Raw genomic sequence first — 19,373 nt, 5'->3', positions numbered from 1 at the left:
CCGGGTTACGAGCCCTCGATCACCCGTGCCACATCACTGCGGCATTCGGCACACTTGCCCACCAGCAGCAAGTCGCCACCCTTGATGGTGCCGCTGAAATTGGTGATCGTGGTTTCGTGACGGCACTGGCCACACCAGACGTTGGACAGCAGTCGCTGGCGGATGTCGGCAGGGATGGACTCCCAGCGCTGGCGGGCTGGCTTGGTGAAAGTGGGCAGTGATTCGATGGTCATAGTTCAGCGGACCCAGCGACGGGCGTCCTTCAAGAGCAGCAGCAATTGCTGTTCGCGCAGCGGTGACGCGATGAACCCGAACCGGGTGTAAAACCTCGCCGCTTCTTCATCGATGGGGTGGGTCAGCATGGCACGGATGCCGGCCTGCTCGGCAATCAGCATCGTGCGGCGAATCGCGTCCTGCAGGAGGCCAAAGCCGATGCCTCGCCCCTGATCTGCTACCCACACAGCGAGCCTCGCCAGAATCACCACTGGCAACGGATACTGCCCCATCCCCTTGCGGATGCGCTCTGGCGCTTCCAGCGTGTCGACTTGTCCCACGGTCAGACTGAAGTAGCCCGCCACGCGGCCATCGTCCTCGGCAACGACAAAGGTCTTGGCCGAGCCGCTGCCCTGCGCCTGGCGGGCGTGGCGCAACAGCCAGTCATTCAACGCGGGCTTGCCGCAATCAAAACCTTCCAGCCGATGCTGCGCGGCCAGCGGCTCCGGTGCGCGCAACGTCACTTCGTGTCCCAGGGCGCCTTGCGGGCAAACAGGTCACGCAAACCCTCATTGGCCTGTTCGGGGCGATCCAGCAGATCCATCAGGGCCTGGTACTGGCTAGCCGAGACCATGAACAACCGCTGATCGAGCAGGGTCTGCTCGGCGGCCAGGCACGCGCTGTCGAGGATGAAGTCGGTCAGCGACTTGTGAGCCACCTCGGCGGCACGGCGCAGCACCACCTCCTGCTCTGGGGTGGCGCGCAGCCCAAGTCGGGCCGAGCGGGCGGAAGGCGACGATGCGACGGCAGTCATGGCAGCACCTCTTTTGTTAGATCAATTGCCGCAATGTTAGTACAAATGACGCACGCCGTCTAGTTGCACTGGTGACCGGTCGCCTTGGTTGACGATGAACCACCGCGCGTAAGTTGTTGATTTTGCAAGAGACAGAACTGCGCCTACCCGCAGGCCAAACGGAGAATAGAGACGGCTCTGGTGGAGAAAGTGGCCGATTTCGGGCGTTTCGGCTGATGGCCACCCGCAGCACGGATGGTCGGGACCCCGCATGGCGCGGGGCCGGCGTCAAAAGGAAAGGGCCCGGAGACTTTCCGGGCCCTGGTGATTGGTGGAGCCGGGGGGAATTGAACCCCCGTCCGTAAGCCATCATCGAGCAGTTCTACATGTTTAGCTGTCTGATTTGAGTCTCGCCAACCTGATCGCGCAGCAGCACGCTACCAAGCCAGCCAGTCACTTGATCTCGACCCCAGCTGAGTGACCCAGCTGGAGCCCAGCCTATGTGAATGACCTCTCAGCTATCGTCTTGCGACTCAAGCCCAGCCCATAGGCCAACTGTTGAGAGGCTCACCGGTATTAAGCGGCGAGTGCGAACTTTTGATCGTTTGCAGTTAGTTTTTTTCCAGTGGATTTACGAGCTGACTGGTGCTCGACATGCCCTGTCCCGAATCCGCACCCACGTCGAAACCAGGTCGGCCCCAGGAAAAGTAGAGTCATTGTAGGCTTGATCGCTCTCGCCGTGTTGACCTTGTTTTGTGATATCGGTCCGGTCGAGGGGATTTCAAGCCCCATCGGCTGCAGATTCTTCCACCAGGCCCCGGCACAGCGAGTTCAGCCGCTCCTCGTCGTCTTCCGAGAGGTTGGGCCCTGCTGCCAGGCGTGCCACCCGCTCGATCAGCTGCAGGCGGGCGCGCAACGCATCCTGCACGGCCTCGGCTTCGGCCGCCACCTCGTCGCCAATGGCGCCTGGGCTCCACAGGCCACTCTCGTTCCAGCCGGCACGCAGCTTGTGTAGCAAGTACAGCGTCAGGTCGGCGGCGCGCTGCAGCGCTGGGCTGGGCTCGGCAGGCAGTACCCCGTCGACGTGGATCATGGTCTCCTGCAGTGCCACATTCAGCCGGTCGAGCTCAGACAACAACTCGGGCAAGGCGCGGCGAGGTTTCATGGGCGGCACGGCGCGTGCCGCCGCAGACAGCGGCCCCGCCAGATGCTCGTCGAACTCGCCGGGCACCACCCGCAGTGCCACGCTGGCGTGGTGCAGGTTGGCGCCAGGCAGGCGCAAGGCCGCCAAAGCCTCCTCTGTGGCCGACAACAGTCGGCCCAGCGGGGACATCTTGTCCCCCGTCAGTCGATGCGGGTAACCCGAGCCATCCAGCCGTTCATGGTGCTCGGCCACTGCCCGCGCCACATCCTTGGGGTAATCCGTCAGCTGCGTCAGCAGCAGTTGCCCAATGTGCGGGTGCACCACCAACTGGCGGTAGCTGTCCACATCCAGTGTGCTCAGCGCATCGGCTTCGCCATAGGCCGGCGAAATGTACATCTCGCCCACATCGTGCAGCAGCCCCGCCGTCATGGCCAGCGCCACCAGGCGGTCATCGGTGTTGCGCGCGCGGATCAAGGCGCCGGCCACCGCCATGGCATCGATCGCATGCTGGAATGCAGCCGGGCGAGCCGTCTCCACGGCGCTCAACAACAGTTGCACCACCGAGTGCAGCCGCACCAGCCCGGCGCAACGCACCAGCGCCTCGGCATGGGGGCGCAGCAAAGGAGTCAAGGGTCCCTGGCTGTCAATCAGCTTCTGCACCGCTGCCTGCAGGGTGGCGTTGCTCACCCCATCTTCGGCCATCAGGCAGGTTTCCAGCGGCTGCTTGAGCGCGCGGTCCATCAGCTTGCGCTGCAGGTCGCGTGACACGGGCTGATCGCGAGCCCACAGCTTCATCCCGTTGATGTCGAAGATGTCGTTCGACGCGATGATGGTGCGGGTTTCGCTGGCTTCCAGAATGGTGGCCAGGGCGTGGGGGTTGGCGACCTTGAAGTCGGCGTCCGAGGTGACTGGGCTCATGTCTGACTCCTCATGGGCATGCCCGGCTGTTCCGCGCGGGTGACGCCCAAACCTTAGCACGCCCGCACCCAAAAAAAACACCAGACCGTTGCGGGTCTGGTGTCAGGGGAGGACGACAGCGTCGCAAGCGGCAGTCCGTCGACGCCGGCCCGCTGCCTTGCACGCTCAGCTGCGATAGTCGGCGTTGATGGTGACGTAGTCGTGCGACAGGTCACAGGTCCACACCGTGGCTGTGGCGTTGCCGCGGGCCAGACCCACACGGATGGTGATCTCGGCCTGCTTCATCACGCGCTGGCCGTCGGCCTCCTGGTATTCAGGGCGGCGACCACCCTTGGTGACCACATGCACGTCGTCCAAGTGCAGCTCGATCAGGCTCTGGTCCAGATCGTCGATGCCGGCGTAGCCCACAGCGGCCAGGATGCGGCCCAGGTTGGGGTCGGAGGCGAAGAACGCGGTCTTCACCAGCGGCGAGTGGGCGATGGCGTAGGCCGCCTTCTGGCACTCGGCTTCGTCGCGGCCGCCTTCCACCGTGATGGTGATGAACTTGGTGGCGCCTTCGCCGTCGCGCACGATGGCCTGGGCCAGCTTTTGCGAGACCTCGATCAGCGCAGCGCGCAGGGCTTGGCCGTCGGCGCTGTTCAGGTCGGTGATCTCGGCGTGCCCGGCCTTGCGGGTGGCCATCAGCACGAACGAGTCGTTGGTGGAGGTGTCGCCGTCAATGGTGATGCGGTTGAACGAGGCATTCGCCGCTTCGGTCACCAAGGCCTTCAGCAGGCCCGGGGCCACGTTGGCGTCGGTGGCTAGGTAGCCCAGCATGGTGGCCATGTTCGGCTTGATCATGCCCGCGCCCTTGCTGATGCCGGTGATGGTCACGGTCTGGCCGCCCAGGGTGATCTGCTTGGAGCAGCCCTTGGGAATCGTGTCCGTGGTCATGATGCCTTCGGCGGCCACGGCCCAGTTGTCTTCCTTCAGGTCGGCAATGGCGCCCGGCAGGCCGGCCTCAATGCGCTCGACGGGCAGGCTTTCCATGATCACGCCGGTCGAAAACGGCAGGATCTGTTCGGGCGAGACATGCAGCAGGCGTGCCAGTGCGATGGTCGTGGCGCGGGCGCGCACCAGGCCGTCTTCACCGGTGCCGGCATTGGCGTTGCCGGTGTTGACCAGCAGCGCGCGGATCTCGTTGCCCGCGGCCAGACGCTCCTGGCACAGTTGCACGGGGGCGGCACAAAAGCGGTTCTTGGTGAACACGCCGGCCACGGCCGAACCTTCGTCCAGCGTGATGACGGTCAGGTCGCGGCGGTTGGCCTTGCGCACGCCGGCCATGGTGATGCCGAGCTTCACGCCAGGCACGGGATGCAGATCAGAGGGAAGGGGGGCAGTCAGGTTGACGGGCATATGAGGCTCCAGCGAAGGCCCCTGATTGTGCCGCAGTCACATGTCGCTTGTTCACATCGCTTTGAACCGATGGGCGTACAGGCGGCTCACCTCCAGCACCTCTGGCCGTTGGCGCAGGTGCAGCCGTGTGCGGTGCTCCTGGCGGCTGACACGTTCAACCGCTCGCACGTTCACCACATGGCTGCGGTGAACCTGCCAGAACAAGCTGGCATCCAGTCGATGCACCAACTCGCGCAGCGGGGTGCGGATCAGCCAGTCCGGCGCGTGGTCTGCCTGAGTGGCCGTGATCACTCGCACGTACTTGTCCGAGGCCTCCAGGTACACGATGTCTTCCACCGGAATCAGGTAGACGGACGAGCCTGCGGCAGCCTGCAACACCCGCAGGGGCGCCTCGGCCTCTGCCCTGCCAGGGGCCGTCCGCAGGTCGATCAGGTGGGTGGACAGGGCGTCCTCGTGCACGGCCGCGGGGGGCTCACGGCGAGCCAGTTGCTGTTGCAGGCGCATGCAGGTCAGCGCCAGGCGTTCAGGGCGAACGGGCTTGAGCACATAGTCGATGGCGGCGCGCTCGAAGGCGCGCACGGCGTGGTGGTCGTAGGCCGTGATGAACACCACCAGAGGCAGGGGGCGGTCATGTGGCCAAGCGTCCACCACGTGCTCGGCGGCGTCCAGACCATTGAGCACCGGCATGTGGATGTCCAGAAACAGGATGTCGGGTAACAGCCGTGACGCGAGTTCGACCAGTTGCTGGCCGTCCCCCACCAGGTGCGTCACCTGCAACTCCGGCCACAGTTGCGCCAGATGACGGCGCAGGGCTTCGGCCAGCACTGGCTCGTCTTCGGCAATCAAGGCGCGGGGGGCGTTCATGTCAGCTGTGGGCTGGCGCCCAGGTGGGAGGCCGCAGCGGCAGACTCAGGGTGGCTGTGGTGCCGTGTGGCTGGTGGTCGGGCGTGTCCGCATGGTGAGCGCTGTCCAGGTGCAGTGTGCCCGCCTCGCCATAAGACGCCAGCAGACGTTCGCGGATGCACTTCAAGCCGAAGCCTTGCCCGGGATGCGGGCGAGGTTCATCGATGGCGGGGCAGCCCTGGCCGGAGTCCTGCACCTGAATGGACAGCATCTCGCCATCACGAAACGCGCGAATGCGCAGCGTGCCACCTTCTGGCAAAGGGTCCAGGCCATGCTTGATGGCGTTCTCGATCAAGGGCTGCACCAGCATCGGAGGCAGGGGCACCTCGTTCAGCTCAGGGGCGATGTCCATCTGCACCTGCAGCCGTCGCCCCATGCGCACCTGCATCAAAGCCAGGTAGTCCTGGGCGTGTGCCATCTCCTCGCGCAGCGTCACCGATCCGGCACGGCTCGCGCTCAGCGTGGCACGCAGGTAGTCGATCAGGTGGGCCAGCATGTCTTGTGCGGCGGCGGGCTGGGTGTCGATCAAGGCATGCAGGTTCGCCAGGGTGTTGAACAGCATGTGGGGTTCCAGCTGCGCCTGCAGGCGTTGCAGTTGCGCTTGGGCGTGCAAACGCTGACTTTGCTCGGCGCGCTGTCGCAGCATCTGGGCCCGCACCCGAAACAGGTCCACCACGAAGATCACCAGCATCGAGAATCCATGAAAGACCATGGCGATGAACAGGGTGGCCGGTGCAGCCGGGTCTGCTGGCAGGGCCCCGGTGCCGCGCATGTAGAGCGTCCACAGCCCATGAGACAAGGGCGCGCTGATCAGGAACACGACCAGGGCCAGGGTCAGCATCAGCGGGCGCGGGAGCAGGGCGTACATGCCCTCTTGCGCATGGCGCTGCCGGGCCGCGTCACTCTGACGCCAGCAACGGCTGGCCAGTCCGTACCACAGCGGGGCGGCCACCGCCAAGGTCGTCAACGCGCCAATCACGTTGGCAACCAGGTAATGCACGAACGATAGCGGCGGCGCGCTGTGCGCCGGATTGGCCATCTCCAGCGCCTTGAAAAAGGTGGCGAAGGCCAGGGCCCAGAAGGGCTGCAGGCTCAACAAACGGCGCACATGCGGCCACAGCAGCACCTGCGGTAGCGTCACCAATCGATCTCCGCACGCGTGGCGCACTCGGGGGCCTGCGCATGCACGCTGCAGCGCACGCGCTTCATGAAGCGCAACCCTTGTTTGTCATAAAAGCCCCGTTTCCCCAGTTCCACGCGCAGATTGTGCTGCGCGGTCACGAAGGCCACCGCCTCCTCCGGCTTCAAATCCACCCATATCTGGGGTGGGATGTCGGCTTCGGCTTTGCGCACCGCGGTCAGCACGGCATCGTGCTGGCTCAGCCAGTAAGTGCGCGACGCTGCCCCGAACCCTTCTGGAAAATGCGATCGCTGGATGACCAGTTGCAAGGTGGTGAAGCCCAGGGGCAGCCGCGAGATGCCGCCCTGGGTGCCCACACCCTTGTTGATCTCCATGGGCAGATAGGCCACGGCGGGCGAGAAGATCACGTCCAGCCCGCCGTTGTTGAACTTGGTGACGAAGTTGCGCAGGTCGGCTGACACGGGCTGGGCACCGATCATGTTGATCAGGTGGGCCTGCACCTTGTCATGGTCAAAAGCTGGCATGCGTGCGCCCGCAAAGCCACGTGCAAACAGGGTCCGGTCGCGCACCATGGTGTAGAGCGCGCCCGTGCTGATGATGCCGGCGATCTCGAAACCGTCCTGCACATTGAGCTTTGCCGCTCCGGGCGATGCCAGCACCTGCACCGCCTTGTGGATCACGGCATAACTGGCGTTCAGGTCCACCCGCCCATCCTTGATGATCGTGGCGGCTCCCCCATGGTCCATGGCCGCGGTGACCGCGTTGTAAGGCTTGGTCCGCAAGGACGTGGCCAGTAAGCCCTGGCATTGCCCGACGCGGAAATCGTCGGCCGCGATGCGCTCGTCGGAGTAGGCCCGGACGGCGATGTCCGCCCCATGCTTTTGCATCGCCAGGGCATAGGTCTTGGCACCATCGAACACCTGGCCGGCGGCGCCCAGAGGATCCCAGACGCAAATGGTGGGGGCAGCCTGGGCCCCGGCACCGCACAGGCTCCACACCACCGCCAGCGGTGCGGCCCATCTGGCTCGGATCAGGCAGCGCAGCAAAGACAAGGGCATGGCGAATCTCGGTGTGAAGTGAGGGGAAGGAAGCAATCTAGCGAACTTCCCACCGGTTTCACAGAGGTTTGCGACCAAGCGTTGCAGGCGGTCGTGAGCCGTCTGGGGCCTGGCGTGGACGAAAAAAAGAGAACCCGATGGGGTTCTCTTTCTGGGGGCGTCGCAAGGGGCGATCAGGCCAGCTTGCCGTGGCAGTTCTTGTACTTCTGGCCGCTGCCGCACGGGCAGGGGTCGTTACGGCCCACGCGCGGCACCTCGCCCGCCACGGTGGTGGTGTCGGCTTCCGTCACGGGTTTGCCATCTTCGTCCGGGTGGGTGTAGGTGACGTTGCTCAGGTGCTCGCCCTGCTGCTCGATGGCCTGCGCAGCCAGCGCAGCTTCTTCCTGGGTCTGGATGCGCACCGTCAGCAGCGTGCGGGTCACGTCCATCTTCACGACAGCCAGCAACTGGCCGAACAGCTCGAAAGCCTCGCGCTTGTACTCTTGCTTCGGGTTCTTCTGAGCATAGCCGCGCAGGTGGATACCTTGGCGCAGATAGTCGAGCGCCGAGAGGTGCTCACGCCAGTGGCTGTCGATGGACTGCAGCAGCACCATGCGCTCGTAGCCTGCAAACTGCTCCTTGCCCACGATGGCCACCTTGGCCTCGTAAGCCTGGGTGCCGGCTTCCAGCACGCGGTTGAGCACATCCTCGTCTTCCACCGAGGTCGCACCTTCCACCCACTTCACCAGGTCGACATTGACCTGCCACTCTTCGGCCAGCACCTTTTCCAGCGAGACCAGATCCCACTGCTCTTCCAGGCTGTTGGCCGGCACGAAAGTGCGCACCACGTCGCTGAGGGCACCCTTGCGCAGGTTGGCGATGGACTCGGTCACGTCCACCGTTTCCAGAATCTCGTTGCGCTGCTGGTAGATGACCTTGCGCTGGTCGTTCGACACGTCGTCGTACTCCAGCAGCTGCTTGCGCATGTCGAAGTTGTGGCCTTCGACCTTGCGCTGCGCGCTCTCGATGCTGCGGCTGACGATGCCGGCTTCGATGGCCTCGCCCTCGGGCATCTTCAGGCGGTCCATGATGGCGCGCACGCGGTCGCCCGCGAAAATGCGCATCAGCGGATCGTCCAGCGACAGGTAGAAGCGCGAAGACCCCGGGTCACCTTGGCGACCCGCACGACCACGCAACTGGTTGTCGATGCGGCGAGACTCGTGACGCTCGGTGGCGATGATGCGCAGGCCACCCAACTCCTTGACCTTGGCGTTCAGCTCGGCCTGTTCTTTCTTCAAGGCCTCGATCTTGGCAGCCTTGGCGGCTTCGTCCAGCGAGGCGTCGGCTTCGATGTTCTGGATGTCTTTTTCAACGTTGCCGCCCAGCACGATGTCGGTGCCGCGACCGGCCATGTTGGTGGCGATCGTGATCATGCCAGGGCGACCGGCCTGGGCCACGATGTCGGCTTCACGGGCGTGCTGCTTGGCGTTCAGCACCTGGTGCGGCAGGCCTTCGCGGGTCAGCAACTGGGCGATCAGCTCGGAGTTCTCGATCGACGTGGTGCCCACCAGCACGGGCTGGCCGCGCTCGTGACATTCCTTGATGTCGGCAGCGATCGCGTTGTACTTTTCTTTGGCGGTCTTGTAGACCAGGTCCAGTTGGTCCTTACGGGCCAGCACGCGGTTGGGCGGGATCACCACGGTTTCCAGGCCGTAGATGGACTGGAACTCGAACGCTTCCGTGTCAGCCGTACCGGTCATGCCGGCCAGCTTCTTGTACATGCGGAAGTAGTTCTGGAAGGTGATCGAGGCCAGGGTCTGGTTCTCGGCCTGGATGTGCACGCCTTCCTTGGCTTCGACAGCCTGATGCAGGCCATCCGACCAGCGACGGCCCGACATCAGGCGGCCGGTGAACTCGTCCACGATGGTGACTTCACCGTTCTGCACCACGTAATGCTGGTCCTTGTTGAACAGGTGATGGGCACGCAGCGCGGCGTACAGGTGGTGCATCAGGGTGATGTTGGCCGCGTCGTACAGGCTGGCGCCTTCGACCAGCAAGCCCGCTTCGGCCAGCAGGCGCTCGGCATTTTCGTGGCCGGCTTCGGTCAGGAAGACCTGGCGCGATTTCTCGTCGGCCGTGAAGTCACCCGGCTCGATCACGCCTTCACCGGTGCGCGGGTCGGCTTCGCCAATCTGTTTCTTGAGGTGCGGCACCACGCTGTTGATGCGCACATACATCTCGGTGTGGTCTTCGGCCTGGCCGGAGATGATCAGCGGGGTGCGGGCCTCGTCGATCAGGATCGAGTCCACTTCGTCGACGATGGCGTAGTTCAGCGGACGCTGCACACGGTCGGCCACCTCGTAGACCATGTTGTCACGCAGGTAGTCGAAGCCGTACTCGTTGTTCGTGCCGTAGGTGATGTCGGCGTTGTAGGCGGCCTGCTTGTCTTCACGGGGCATCTGGGGCAGGTTGATGCCCACGCTCAGACCCAGGAAGTTGTAGAGCTTGCCCATCCATTCCGCGTCGCGGCGTGCCAGGTAGTCGTTGACGGTGACCAGGTGCACGCCCTTGCCGGTCAGGGCATTGAGGTAGACGGGCAGGGTGGCGGTCAGGGTCTTGCCCTCGCCGGTGCGCATTTCGGCGATCTTGCCGTTGTGCAGGGCCATGCCGCCCAGCAACTGCACATCGAAGTGGCGCATCTTGAAGACACGCTTGGAGCCTTCGCGCACCACGGCAAAGGCCTCGGGCAGCAGCGCGTCGAGCGATTCACCCTTGGCCACACGTTGCTTGAATTCTTCGGTCTTGGCGCGCAGTTGGTCGTCGCTCAAGGCTTCGAGGGTGGGCTCCAGCGCGTTGATCTTGGTCACCGTGCGCCGGTATTCCTTCAGCAGGCGTTCGTTACGGCTACCAAAAATCGAGGTAAGAAGCTTGGGCAACATGGAGCAATCAATCCAATCGGTCGGTTTGCCAGCCACTCGGCCGGCACTTGGTGTCTGGAGACACTTTCCCCAGCCCACCAAAGCAAAAAAGTGTAGCACCCAAGGGTGATCAGGCTGTTGCCACTTGGGGAAGCTGGGGAAACTACACCCCCCTCTTTCGGTGCAAGGTCAAATAACAGGCGATCAGGGCCGTGCAGGCGCCCAAAGGTTGGTAAATCCGGCCCTCTTTGAGATGGGCCAGCGGCACCATGACCAACATATAGGCAAGCATCGTCAATGCAAGTGCGGTGGCGGTTTTCTCTTGGCGCGTCCAAAGCCATCCGCAGGCCAGGGCGTAAAAGGCGGTCAACCCGCCGAACAAGGCAAAGGCTCCTTGGTGCAGGCCCGTTTGCCGCATGCTGACCCAATCCGCCTGGTTGATCTGCAGCGTCAAGTGATTGCCCCACACGGCGTGTGCAGTATCCAGGCCCACCTCGGGCAGAGAAGAATGCTCGAACAGGCTCTGGCGTGTCAGTTGGATCAGCCCCATGCCCAGCGCGATCAGACCCAGGGCCAGCACCGTCTGACGCCACCGGTTTGGCACGCTGACCAGCCAAGCTCGTATCAGCACGAACATGGGGATGAACAGCGCCGACTCTCTGGAGAACAGCGCCACCGCATAGAGCGCGACAAATGGCCAAACCGTGCCCACAGGGACCGTCAAGGCCAGGTAAGCCAGCACCAGCAAGGCGTGCATTTCCAGAAAATCCCATGGATAGGTCCAGAAATGACTGCCGTACATCCACACGACAAAGGGGACCAGCAGCACCAAGCCCGCTTGCCAGGCCCCGCGCCAAGTGGCGGGCAACCACCGGGCGCACATCCGGTAGAGCGCGAGGTTGCCCGTCAAGAACATGATGGCCGCGAACACCCTGAAGGGCTCGCGACTGAACAGCCCGAGGAACTCCAGCAGTGCAGGGCCCAGCAGGCGATTTTGGTAAGCGCGCCAATGAGGGGTGCCCTCCAGCACCCCTTGAGAGGCGGCCATCAAGGTTGCCATGTGGGCCTTGTGGGTTGCCCACCATCCGCGCCACTCCAGATAACTGATGCCCAGGATCCAGAGCGACAGCAGGACCCGGCGAGCCATCGCCGTGTTCACACCTGTTCCGGATCAGGGTGAGGCCAGCAGGCCACCACACTACCCAATATGGTGCTGACGAGCGCCATGGCCACCACCACCACCGCGCCCGAGGGCCAGTCGAACATGGCCGACACACACAAGCCCACGGTGTAGGCCAGTGCACCCGAGCCCCAAGCCAAAGGCAGTTGCCAGCGCACCGGTGCCTGACGCACGGCCAGCGCGGGCATGATCAGGCTGCTGAACACCAGGTACACCCCCACCAACTGCACCGAAGCGGTCACGGCCACGGCAAACACCAGGTAAAAGCCCGCCTGGCCCAGCCAGCGTTGCGCTCCAAACCACACGGCCAGCACCGTGGCGGACAGGGCAGCCACACCCCACAACTGGTCTGGCGTCACCCACAGGATCTGACCCACCAGCAAGTCTTTCAGGTGCTCACCGCCGTGAGGGTTGCCCGCCAGCAGCAAGATGCCCACCGACGAGGCCAGCACGAACAAGGCGCCAATCAAGGCCTCCTGGATGTCCGGCCAGCGCCGCTCCATCCAGGTCAACAAGACGGCGCCCAGCAAGGCGGCTCCCACAGCGGCCCCTTGTACGGCCCAGACCTGCTCAGACCAGCCCAAGGTGCCGGCCGCAATCACGCCCAGCCCGGCAATCTGGGCAATGGCCAGGTCAATGAAGACAATGCCTTTGCGCAGCACGCGCTGACCCAGGGGCACATGCGTGCTCAACACAAGCAAACCGGCCACCAGGGCCGGGCCCACGATGGACCAGTCCACCGGATGCCAGTGCGAGGGCGAGAGCGCGTCCAGACTCATGGGTTGGGCTTTCTGGGAGATCCGCTTCAGCGGTTGGCCGCCAGCAGGCGGGCCACGGTGTCGTCAAACAGGCCAAACAGGTCTTTGGCACGCTCGCTGCCGCCCACGGTGAACGGCAGCACCACCACTGGCAGCTTGGTGCGCTCGGCCAGCCATTGGGCGCCCCGTCCGTCGTTGTAGGCAGCACGGATCACCATTTTCGCGGGCTGTTGCTGCAGCTGCTTGACCACCGCAGACAGGTGCGAGCTGGAAGGCTCGATGCCAGGCTTGGGCTCCAACGCCGCCACCTGCTTCAAGCCCAACCAGTTCTCCAGATACGGGAAACCCTGATGCTGCACCACGATGGACGTGCCCTTCAGCGAGGCGGCTTCCTGGCTCCATCGCTGCAACGCCACGCCCCAGCGTCGATTGAAGTCCGCCAGCCGTGTCTCGTAGGTGCGTGCTTGCGTGGGGTCGACCTGGCTCAGACGATGCGCCAGTGACACCGCCACCAGGCCGATGTTGCGCGGATCGGTCTGGATGTGCGGGTTGCCCTCAGCATGCACATCGCCATCGGCTCGGTCGAGCCGGGTGGGGATGTCGAGCATGCGCACCGAGCTGGCCGCTTCAAAGTAGCCGGGGCGGCCCACTTGCACTTTCGGGTTGCCAGCCTGGCGCAAGAGCACGGGCAGCCAGGCCATCTCCAGCTCGGCTCCCGTGCACACCACCAGGTCGGCATTGCGCACCGCAGCGATCAAGCTGGGCTTGGCTTGCACCAGGTGTGGGTCCTGCAAGGCATGGGTGGCGGTGTAGATGCTGGCTTGCTCACCCGCGAGTTCACGCGTCAAGGCGGCCCATTCGGGCTCGCAGGCAAAGACCTTCAGCGCATAGGCTGGGGTCATGCAGGCCAGCAGAGCGGGCAGCGCTGCCCACCATGCTGGCTTGTTGACAATAAAGCTCTCTTTCATGGCAGGCTCCGATCAGAAAGCGTGTGCGCCGTGGGCGCCCAGACTCATCTGGTATTGCAGATACAACTGCGTGTCCTTCATGCCCTGGCGTGCCTGGTCCTGGTTCAGCTGGAGGCGCCACCGCTGGAACTCGCTGGGTGACCAGTCCAGCATCACGCTGGTGCGCTTGGGGTTGTAGCCCGGGCTGACCAGTTCGTGTTCGGCGTAGTGGGTGGCAATGCCGCTGCCCAGGCGCAGAGAGCCACTGTCCAGGCGGTCATGTCGCAGGCCCACACGCCACTGTGGCATGAACTGGTACACGCCCTGCACATACCAGCCCGACTGGCGGCTGCGGTAGGTGTCCTCGTGCGCATGATCGTCGTGCGGCACGCTGGCCGTGCCCGAATCCTGGCGCCAGAAGTACTCCCCTTGCAAGGTGAAGTTGGTGCGCTTGGCATTGCCGTTGGGGGCCCATTTCCACACACCATCGAGTACCCACATGCGGCTGTTGCCGCTGAAGCTGGCTGCTTCGTGTGTCTCTTCGCCTTCGTGACCATGGTCATGTGCCAGACCCCAGGCGCGCTCGTGCGCCTTGGTGCGCAGCCACGAGGCGCCCAGGCGCCAGCTGTGGCTGTCGCCCACATCGCCGCCGGTGCGCGCTGACAGCAGGGCCGCTCCCAGGGCATTGCCGCCACGATCCGACCCAGGGAAGGCGCCCCCATTGCCCAACTCGGCACCCAGTTCAATGTACTGCGTGGTGGGCAGCACCCACTTCAGCTGTGCTCCTTCCTGCTTGTACTGTCCGCCCAGGAAAGCCTGGTGCGCCAGAGGCAGGTCCACGAAACTCCAGGTGTGGGCGTGCTGCTCGTTCTGGTAGCCCAGAGCCCCATAAAAGCGCCCGCCCTTAAGGGTCAGGCCGTAGGGCAAGGCGGTGGATTGCACGAAGGCTTCTTCCACCTCCACCTCGTTGTCGCCATCCAGTCCCAGCGTCAGGGCACCGTAGGCCAGATTGTCGACATTGGCGCTGAAAGTGATCTCCGATTCGCCCAGGCTGAAGCCGCGCTGGCCCGGGCCGACCCCGTGGCCATCCCCGCCCAGGTTGAAACCACTCAGCGTCCAGCTTTCCGGGTCTTTCGACAGATTGGCGTAGGTGCCCGTGAGGATCATGCCGATGGCCGGGTTGAAGGCGCTGTTGCCCTTGCGGGAAGCAACGGCTGCTTCAGGCGGCAGGGCCATGCCCGAACCGGCGTCGGCGGTCTGCGTGTCGGTGGTGGGGGCTGCGGAGGCCGTGCCCTGAGTGCCCGCTTGGGCCTGTTGCGCCTGGTTCAAACGGGCTTCGAGGGCCTGCAAGCGCTGCTCGTATTGCTGGCGCAGCTCCTGCAACTGGGTGCGCAGCTGCTGCAGTTCAGTGTCGCTGGCGCCGGTGGCGGCGTGGGCGGGCAGGGCGGAGAACAGGGCGGCGGCGATCGCGCCCATCAAAGGGGTGTACTTCAACATGGTTTGGCTGTCTGACAAATCAAAATGTGGCGCAACGCCCAAGCCCGCTCACCCTGTTCACACAGGTCGGCAGTGGCATGGCGAAGGCCAAACAGCCCCACCAAGGCGCGGGGCCGGCGAAACATTTCAAACAGGCAGGACCGGCGGGGCGCGCGACCAATAACCCCGCTCCATGGGCACACTGCGCCAAGCGGGCGCAGCGATGCTGACCAGCGCATGGCGCGCCGGGCTGAGATGCAGGGCAGGGGGGGTGGAAGCCAGCGCCGCCTGTGCGCCGTGATGACTCAGGCATTCCTGGCACAGCACATGGGCCGCCTGATTGGCGTCCTCCAGCGCATGCTCCAGGTCGTGACGCAGGCCGGCCTGCTGCATCCACAGCATTGCCATGGCCAGCAGCACACGCCAGCCCCACCTTGTCATCATCTGACCCCGCATGGGCGATACTGTACCAATGGTTTTTGAACGAGCTTACCCGTGAACGACAAGCGTTGGACGCCCACTGCCACCTTCAAGCCCATGGTGCCCGATGTGCCCCAGGTCAAGTCGGCCCTGGAGCGCTCCGAGACCCTGGCCAGCCTCATGCAGCGCCTGCGCGCCTCGCAAGAATGCCTGGCCGCGGTCAAAACCTGCTTGCCACCCGCCATGGCCGCGCACGTCAAGGCGGGCCCCATCGACGAAGAGGGCTGGACGCTGCTGGCCGCCAACGCAGCCGTGTCTGCCAAATTGCGGCAACTGCAGCCTCGCATCGCTGCAGCCTTGGCGGCCAAAGGCATCAAGGTCAACGCCATCCGGGTGCGGGTGGCGTCGCAGTGAGTGCGCCAGCAAAAGATATGGGCTAACATCATGCGCATATCATCATGCGCATGGAGATTGCAATGTCAGCCGTCCATTCTGTCCCGCATGCCCGATCAGGTTCTGCGGGCAAGCGCGCGACCAACTTGAGCTTGAGTGCCGATGTGCTGGAGGCCGCCAAAGCCATGGACATCAATATTTCGCAGGTATGCGACGCTTACCTGCGCGAAGTGGTGCGGCGCGAGCAGGAGCGTCGCTGGCGCCAGGAGCACGCCGAATTCGTGAACGCCTACAACGCCACCATCGAAGCCGAGGGCTTGCCGCTGGACGAGTGGAGAAGCTTCTGATGGCTCGTTTTGATGTCTACGAGAACCCTGGCAGCCACGTGGCAACCACGCCTTACTTGTTGGATGTGCAAAGTGACCTGCTTGATGGTCTCGACAGCCGGATGGTGGTGCCACTGCGAAGCGTGGCGCACTTTCCGACGGTCAAGTTGCCCACTCAATTGACGCCTTTGCTGTCCGTTGCAGGGCAAGACTTTTTGCTGGAAACGCCCAAGATGGGCGCTGTGCCCAAGCGCATCTTGAAAACACCTGTCGCCTCGCTGGCGGATGAGCAAGCAAGGATCATCTCTGCCCTGGATTTCTTGTTCCAAGGTTATTGATGCGTCAGGCCGACGCAGCTGAAAGCGATGTCAGCCCAGAAGTTGTGCCACCAACGCTTGCCGTTGACTGACCGCCTTGCCTTGCAGCACAAACCCCATCAGAGTGCCAGTCTGGTCAGCCTTTGGGGCTGACACAAAACGGGCTTCGAGTGCGTCGTCTGAAGAGGTGACTGTCCACTGACCGGGCGCCCCAGCCGGAGGCGGGCACACCACCGTGGGCCAGGCCGGGGTCTTCACGACCACGGGCATGGCGGGATAGGCCACCGGTGTGGGCTTGCCAGACAAAGTGGCCGCCAAGGCGCGGGCCTGCTGCATCAAGGGCATCACATAGGGCAGCCACTGCCCCGACACTTCGGCACAATCACCCAGGGCGTGCACATGCGGCACGCTGGTGGCCAGCAAGCGGTCGACCTGAACCCCACGCCCCACCGTCGCGCCCGCCTGGGCGGCCAAATCCGTGCGCGGCTTCAGCCCCACGGCCGACACCACCAGGTCAGCTGGCAAGCTGCTGCCATCGTTCAAGACCACGCTCAGGCCGCTGTCGCCCTGGTTCACCGCCACCACGCTCACGCCTAGCTTGAACTGCGCACCAGCCGCTGTCAGACGCGCTTGCAGCAGGTCGCTGGCTTCGGGCGGCAGCAAACGCGCCAGCACCCGGTCAGCCACGTCCACCACGGTGGGGGTCACACCACGCGCCAGCAGGTCATTGGCAAACTCGCAACCAATCAGGCCTGCCCCCAAAATCACCACGCGTTGCGCAGCTTGGCCCGAGGCGGCCGTTTCCAGTGCCTGGGCAAAGCGCGCAAAGTCATCCAGGTCGTTCACAGACAGCACCGTATCGGCGGCATCACCCTGCAGGGGTAGCCGGATCGGGTCGGCGCCCACAGCCAGCACCAGGTCGCGATAGCGCAGCACCTCGCCAGAATCCAGGGTCAAGGCTTGCGCGCTGGCATCCACCTGCGTCACACGGGTGCGCGGCAGCACACGGGCGCGCAGCTCTTCGGCCATCTTTTCGGCCGACTTCATCACCAGCGTGACGGCGGTTTTGCCACTGGCCAGCGCGTTTGACAACATGGGCTTGGAATAAAAGCCCGCACCGCATCCGCTCACCACCACGATGGACACATCCGCATCCGCCTTGCGCAGCTCGCGCGCCAGGTTGTAGCCGGCCAGCCCGGCGCCCACGATCACAACAGGTTCAGACATGTGACGCTCCGGTGATCAGATCTCGACCATCTCAAAGTCGGCCTTGCCCACCCCGCAGTCCGGGCACGCCCAGGTGTCGGGCACGTCTTCCCACTTGGTGCCGGCCGCGATGCCGTCTTGCGGCCAGCCCTGGGCTTCGTCGTAGATGTAGCCGCACACAATGCACTGATAGGTTTTCATGAGGTAAAGCAAAAAAGAAGGATTTTGCGCCAGCGGGTGAGTGAGGATGGGGCGTGGATACGCCAAGGGGTGACGGGGCGGAAACCCTTGCCTACCAACTATAGTTTGCGGCTGTCACCTTGCATTTGTACCCATGAACGATTTCCACTCTGCCTCTGATGGCGTATGGCTGTTGGCGCCTACCGAAAACTGAGCCACTTATGAGGGGTGTGCCGATCTAAAACTGAGCCAGGTGTTCAACCTACTCTGCTGCTTTTTGATGCAGCGGGGTTCGAGGAGTGATCACCATGGACATGATCGGCAGAATCCGGCGGCTGCACAGCCGAGGCAAGAAGTCAGAGCGGGAGATCTCGCGGATGACGGGGCTATCGCGCAACACGATAGCCAAGTGGCTCAAGGCGCCATTGGATGGCGAGCCCAAGTACCGGCGAATCGAGCAGCCGGGCAAGTTGACGGCCTTCCACGAGGTTCTCAGGCAGGCGCTCAAGGCCGATGCCTATCGGGCCAAGCACGAGCGCCGCACGGCACGGGCGCTGTACAGCGAACTCAAGTCGGCAGGTTACGAAGGCGGCTACAGCCGCGTGACGGACTTCATCCGCCAGTGGCGCCAAGGCGAGGGGCAAGCGGTAGCGACGCGAGCCTTCGTGCCCTTGTCGTTCGAGCTGGGCGAGGCATTCCAGTTCGACTGGAGCGAAGAAGGCCTGGTGGTGGGCGGCATTTACTACCGGCTGCAGGTCTCGCACATGAAGCTGTGTGCCAGCCGTGCGTTCTGGCTGGTGGCGTATCCCAGTCAGGGACACGAGATGCTGTTCGATGCGCACACGCGCAGCTTTGCGGCGCTGGGTGGGGTGGCCAGGCGCGGCATCTACGACAACATGAAGACGGCGGTGGACCAGGTCAAGAAGGGCAAGGGCCGAGTGGTCAACGCACGCTTTGCGGTGATGTGCGCGCACTACCTGTTCGACGCCGACTTCTGCAACGTGGCCAGTGGCTGGGAGAAGGGGGTCGTCGAGAAGAACGTGCAAGATAGCAGGCGGCGAATCTGGATTGATGCGGCCAAGCAGCGCTTTGGCTCCTTTGCAGAACTCAACGCCTGGCTGGGCGAGCGCTGTCGCAGCCTGTGGGCGGAGGTTCGCCACCCAGAGCATTCGCAGTTCAGTGTGGCCGAGATGCTGGAGCATGAACGTGCCCATTTGATGTCAATGCCGCAGCCCTTTGACGGCTATGTGGAGCGCCCGGCGAGGGTGACCAGCACCTGCTTGGTCTCGGTCGCACGCAACCGTTACTCGGTGCCTTGCGAGCTGGCCGGGCAGATGGTCAGCACCCGGCTGTACCCGACGCGGGTGGTCGTGGTGGCCAACGATGAGGTGGTGGCGCAGCATGAGCGATTCAGTGACCGTGGACAGACCCGCTATGACTGGCAGCACTACATCCCGCTGGTGCAAAGAAAGCCCGGTGCGCTGCGCAATGGCGCACCGTTTGCCGACCTCCCCCCGGCCTTGCAGCAGTTGCGCAGAGGGCTGCTACGCCAGGCCGGTGGCGACCGTGTCATGGCGCAGGTACTGGCCATTGTGAGCACAGCTGGCCTGGATGCGGTGCTGGTGGCAGTTGAATTGGCGCTGGAGAGCGCGCCACCGTCTGGCAAGGTCAGCGTCGAGCATGTGATCAATGTTCTGAGCAGGCTCAA

At 64.0% G+C, this 19,373-nt stretch carries 20 protein-coding genes and 1 other RNA gene; 4 read left to right on the top strand and 17 right to left on the bottom strand.

Features of this window, described 5'->3' with window-relative positions:
* Positions 1 to 5: 5 nt before the first annotated feature.
* The 15 genes from WIT60_RS15530 to WIT60_RS15460 all read right to left on the bottom strand — a co-directional run bounded on the left by WIT60_RS15530 (position 6) and on the right by WIT60_RS15460 (position 15,279).
* Positions 6 to 233, bottom strand: coding sequence for a hypothetical protein (locus WIT60_RS15530; protein WP_132098663.1), 228 nt, complete (start codon positions 231 to 233; stop codon positions 6 to 8).
* Positions 234 to 236: 3 nt separating this feature from the next.
* The gene (locus WIT60_RS15525) at positions 237 to 737 is read right to left on the bottom strand and encodes a GNAT family N-acetyltransferase (protein ID WP_339584781.1); all 501 of its coding nucleotides are present in this window, start codon (positions 735 to 737) and stop codon (positions 237 to 239) included.
* Positions 734 to 1,027, bottom strand: a complete 294-nt coding sequence (locus tag WIT60_RS15520; RefSeq protein ID WP_324552971.1) for a type II toxin-antitoxin system TacA family antitoxin — start codon at positions 1,025 to 1,027, stop codon at positions 734 to 736. The genes WIT60_RS15525 and WIT60_RS15520 overlap by 4 nt, the downstream gene beginning before the upstream one ends.
* Before the next feature lie 308 nt (positions 1,028 to 1,335).
* Positions 1,336 to 1,706, bottom strand: a transfer-messenger RNA (tmRNA) gene (gene ssrA / locus WIT60_RS15515).
* 81 nt (positions 1,707 to 1,787) lie between these two features.
* On the bottom strand, positions 1,788 to 3,068 hold the full coding sequence (locus WIT60_RS15510) for an HD-GYP domain-containing protein (protein ID WP_339584780.1): 1,281 nt from the start codon (positions 3,066 to 3,068) through the stop codon (positions 1,788 to 1,790).
* Between the two features lie 165 nt (positions 3,069 to 3,233).
* The gene (gene argJ / locus WIT60_RS15505; protein ID WP_339584779.1) at positions 3,234 to 4,463 is read right to left on the bottom strand and encodes a bifunctional glutamate N-acetyltransferase/amino-acid acetyltransferase ArgJ; all 1,230 of its coding nucleotides are present in this window, start codon (positions 4,461 to 4,463) and stop codon (positions 3,234 to 3,236) included.
* A gap of 51 nt (positions 4,464 to 4,514) precedes the next feature.
* On the bottom strand, positions 4,515 to 5,327 hold the full coding sequence (locus WIT60_RS15500; RefSeq protein ID WP_339584778.1) for a LytR/AlgR family response regulator transcription factor: 813 nt from the start codon (positions 5,325 to 5,327) through the stop codon (positions 4,515 to 4,517).
* A gap of 1 nt (position 5,328) precedes the next feature.
* Positions 5,329 to 6,507: a sensor histidine kinase gene (locus WIT60_RS15495; RefSeq protein ID WP_339584777.1), complete on the bottom strand. Its 1,179-nt coding sequence runs from the start codon at positions 6,505 to 6,507 to the stop codon at positions 5,329 to 5,331.
* Positions 6,504 to 7,565: a putative solute-binding protein gene (locus tag WIT60_RS15490; RefSeq protein ID WP_339584776.1), complete on the bottom strand. Its 1,062-nt coding sequence runs from the start codon at positions 7,563 to 7,565 to the stop codon at positions 6,504 to 6,506. The genes WIT60_RS15495 and WIT60_RS15490 overlap by 4 nt, the downstream gene beginning before the upstream one ends.
* Positions 7,566 to 7,738: 173 nt before the next feature.
* Positions 7,739 to 10,483, bottom strand: coding sequence for a preprotein translocase subunit SecA (secA, locus tag WIT60_RS15485; protein ID WP_339584775.1), 2,745 nt, complete (start codon positions 10,481 to 10,483; stop codon positions 7,739 to 7,741).
* A 142-nt stretch (positions 10,484 to 10,625) separates the two neighbouring features.
* Positions 10,626 to 11,609 carry a hypothetical protein gene (locus tag WIT60_RS15480; RefSeq protein WP_339584774.1) on the bottom strand — a complete coding sequence of 328 codons (984 nt, stop codon included), beginning with the start codon at positions 11,607 to 11,609 and terminating at the stop codon, positions 10,626 to 10,628.
* 8 nt (positions 11,610 to 11,617) lie between these two features.
* Positions 11,618 to 12,421 (bottom strand): metal ABC transporter permease, encoded by an 804-nt coding sequence (locus WIT60_RS15475; RefSeq protein ID WP_339584773.1) that lies wholly within the window; start codon positions 12,419 to 12,421, stop codon positions 11,618 to 11,620.
* Between the two features lie 26 nt (positions 12,422 to 12,447).
* Complete coding sequence (locus WIT60_RS15470) at positions 12,448 to 13,368, bottom strand: metal ABC transporter substrate-binding protein (protein WP_339584772.1); 921 nt, start codon at positions 13,366 to 13,368, stop codon at positions 12,448 to 12,450.
* A 12-nt stretch (positions 13,369 to 13,380) separates the two neighbouring features.
* The gene (locus WIT60_RS15465) at positions 13,381 to 14,844 is read right to left on the bottom strand and encodes a TonB-dependent receptor (protein WP_339584771.1); all 1,464 of its coding nucleotides are present in this window, start codon (positions 14,842 to 14,844) and stop codon (positions 13,381 to 13,383) included.
* Between the two features lie 126 nt (positions 14,845 to 14,970).
* Entirely contained in the window at positions 14,971 to 15,279 is a 309-nt protein-coding gene (locus WIT60_RS15460) for a hypothetical protein (RefSeq protein ID WP_339584770.1), read from the bottom strand.
* A 39-nt stretch (positions 15,280 to 15,318) separates the two neighbouring features.
* Here WIT60_RS15460 and WIT60_RS15455 point away from each other — a divergent pair, with 39 nt between their 5' ends.
* From WIT60_RS15455 to WIT60_RS15445, 3 genes are all read left to right on the top strand, one after another.
* Positions 15,319 to 15,657 (top strand): DciA family protein, encoded by a 339-nt coding sequence (locus tag WIT60_RS15455; RefSeq protein WP_339584769.1) that lies wholly within the window; start codon positions 15,319 to 15,321, stop codon positions 15,655 to 15,657.
* Between the two features lie 62 nt (positions 15,658 to 15,719).
* Positions 15,720 to 15,983, top strand: coding sequence for a type II toxin-antitoxin system CcdA family antitoxin (locus WIT60_RS15450; RefSeq protein WP_339584768.1), 264 nt, complete (start codon positions 15,720 to 15,722; stop codon positions 15,981 to 15,983).
* Positions 15,983 to 16,300, top strand: coding sequence for a CcdB family protein (locus WIT60_RS15445; protein WP_339584767.1), 318 nt, complete (start codon positions 15,983 to 15,985; stop codon positions 16,298 to 16,300). The genes WIT60_RS15450 and WIT60_RS15445 overlap by 1 nt, the downstream gene beginning before the upstream one ends.
* A gap of 30 nt (positions 16,301 to 16,330) precedes the next feature.
* Here the strand turns inward: WIT60_RS15445 and WIT60_RS15440 are convergent, their stop codons facing one another.
* Positions 16,331 to 17,506 carry an NAD(P)/FAD-dependent oxidoreductase gene (locus WIT60_RS15440; RefSeq protein WP_339584766.1) on the bottom strand — a complete coding sequence of 392 codons (1,176 nt, stop codon included), beginning with the start codon at positions 17,504 to 17,506 and terminating at the stop codon, positions 16,331 to 16,333.
* Positions 17,507 to 17,521: 15 nt separating this feature from the next.
* Positions 17,522 to 17,686, bottom strand: a complete 165-nt coding sequence (locus tag WIT60_RS15435; protein WP_339584765.1) for a rubredoxin — start codon at positions 17,684 to 17,686, stop codon at positions 17,522 to 17,524.
* 287 nt (positions 17,687 to 17,973) lie between these two features.
* On the opposite strand from WIT60_RS15435, the gene istA reads away from it, so the two are divergent.
* The coding region (gene istA / locus WIT60_RS15430) for an IS21-like element ISJsp3 family transposase (protein ID WP_339584764.1) at positions 17,974 to 19,373 on the top strand (1,400 nt) is incomplete at its 3' end.

It is taken from the genome of Aquabacterium sp. G14 (assembly GCF_037482285.1).
In the GTDB taxonomy this organism is placed as follows: Bacteria; Pseudomonadota; Gammaproteobacteria; order Burkholderiales; family Burkholderiaceae_C; genus Aquabacterium.
Note: the sequence above shows the minus strand (reverse complement) of the source record. Positions and strands in the feature narration are given on the sequence as shown.

Excerpts from the sequence above, each read along its gene's own strand:
- WIT60_RS15530 (WP_132098663.1), bottom strand. The coding sequence starts at position 233 with ATGACCATCGAATCACTGCCCACTTTCACCAAGCCAGCCCGCCAGCGC.
- WIT60_RS15520 (WP_324552971.1), bottom strand. The coding sequence starts at position 1,027 with ATGACTGCCGTCGCATCGTCGCCTTCCGCCCGCTCGGCCCGACTTGGG.
- WIT60_RS15510 (WP_339584780.1), bottom strand. The coding sequence starts at position 3,068 with ATGAGCCCAGTCACCTCGGACGCCGACTTCAAGGTCGCCAACCCCCAC.
- argJ (WP_339584779.1), bottom strand. The coding sequence starts at position 4,463 with ATGCCCGTCAACCTGACTGCCCCCCTTCCCTCTGATCTGCATCCCGTG.
- WIT60_RS15500 (WP_339584778.1), bottom strand. The coding sequence starts at position 5,327 with ATGAACGCCCCCCGCGCCTTGATTGCCGAAGACGAGCCAGTGCTGGCC.
- WIT60_RS15490 (WP_339584776.1), bottom strand. The coding sequence starts at position 7,565 with ATGCCCTTGTCTTTGCTGCGCTGCCTGATCCGAGCCAGATGGGCCGCA.
- secA (WP_339584775.1), bottom strand. The coding sequence starts at position 10,483 with ATGTTGCCCAAGCTTCTTACCTCGATTTTTGGTAGCCGTAACGAACGC.
- WIT60_RS15480 (WP_339584774.1), bottom strand. The coding sequence starts at position 11,609 with ATGGCTCGCCGGGTCCTGCTGTCGCTCTGGATCCTGGGCATCAGTTAT.
- WIT60_RS15475 (WP_339584773.1), bottom strand. The coding sequence starts at position 12,421 with ATGAGTCTGGACGCGCTCTCGCCCTCGCACTGGCATCCGGTGGACTGG.
- WIT60_RS15470 (WP_339584772.1), bottom strand. The coding sequence starts at position 13,368 with ATGAAAGAGAGCTTTATTGTCAACAAGCCAGCATGGTGGGCAGCGCTG.
- WIT60_RS15465 (WP_339584771.1), bottom strand. The coding sequence starts at position 14,844 with ATGTTGAAGTACACCCCTTTGATGGGCGCGATCGCCGCCGCCCTGTTC.
- WIT60_RS15460 (WP_339584770.1), bottom strand. The coding sequence starts at position 15,279 with ATGCGGGGTCAGATGATGACAAGGTGGGGCTGGCGTGTGCTGCTGGCC.
- WIT60_RS15450 (WP_339584768.1), top strand. The coding sequence starts at position 15,720 with ATGTCAGCCGTCCATTCTGTCCCGCATGCCCGATCAGGTTCTGCGGGC.
- WIT60_RS15445 (WP_339584767.1), top strand. The coding sequence starts at position 15,983 with ATGGCTCGTTTTGATGTCTACGAGAACCCTGGCAGCCACGTGGCAACC.
- WIT60_RS15440 (WP_339584766.1), bottom strand. The coding sequence starts at position 17,506 with ATGTCTGAACCTGTTGTGATCGTGGGCGCCGGGCTGGCCGGCTACAAC.
- WIT60_RS15435 (WP_339584765.1), bottom strand. The coding sequence starts at position 17,686 with ATGAAAACCTATCAGTGCATTGTGTGCGGCTACATCTACGACGAAGCC.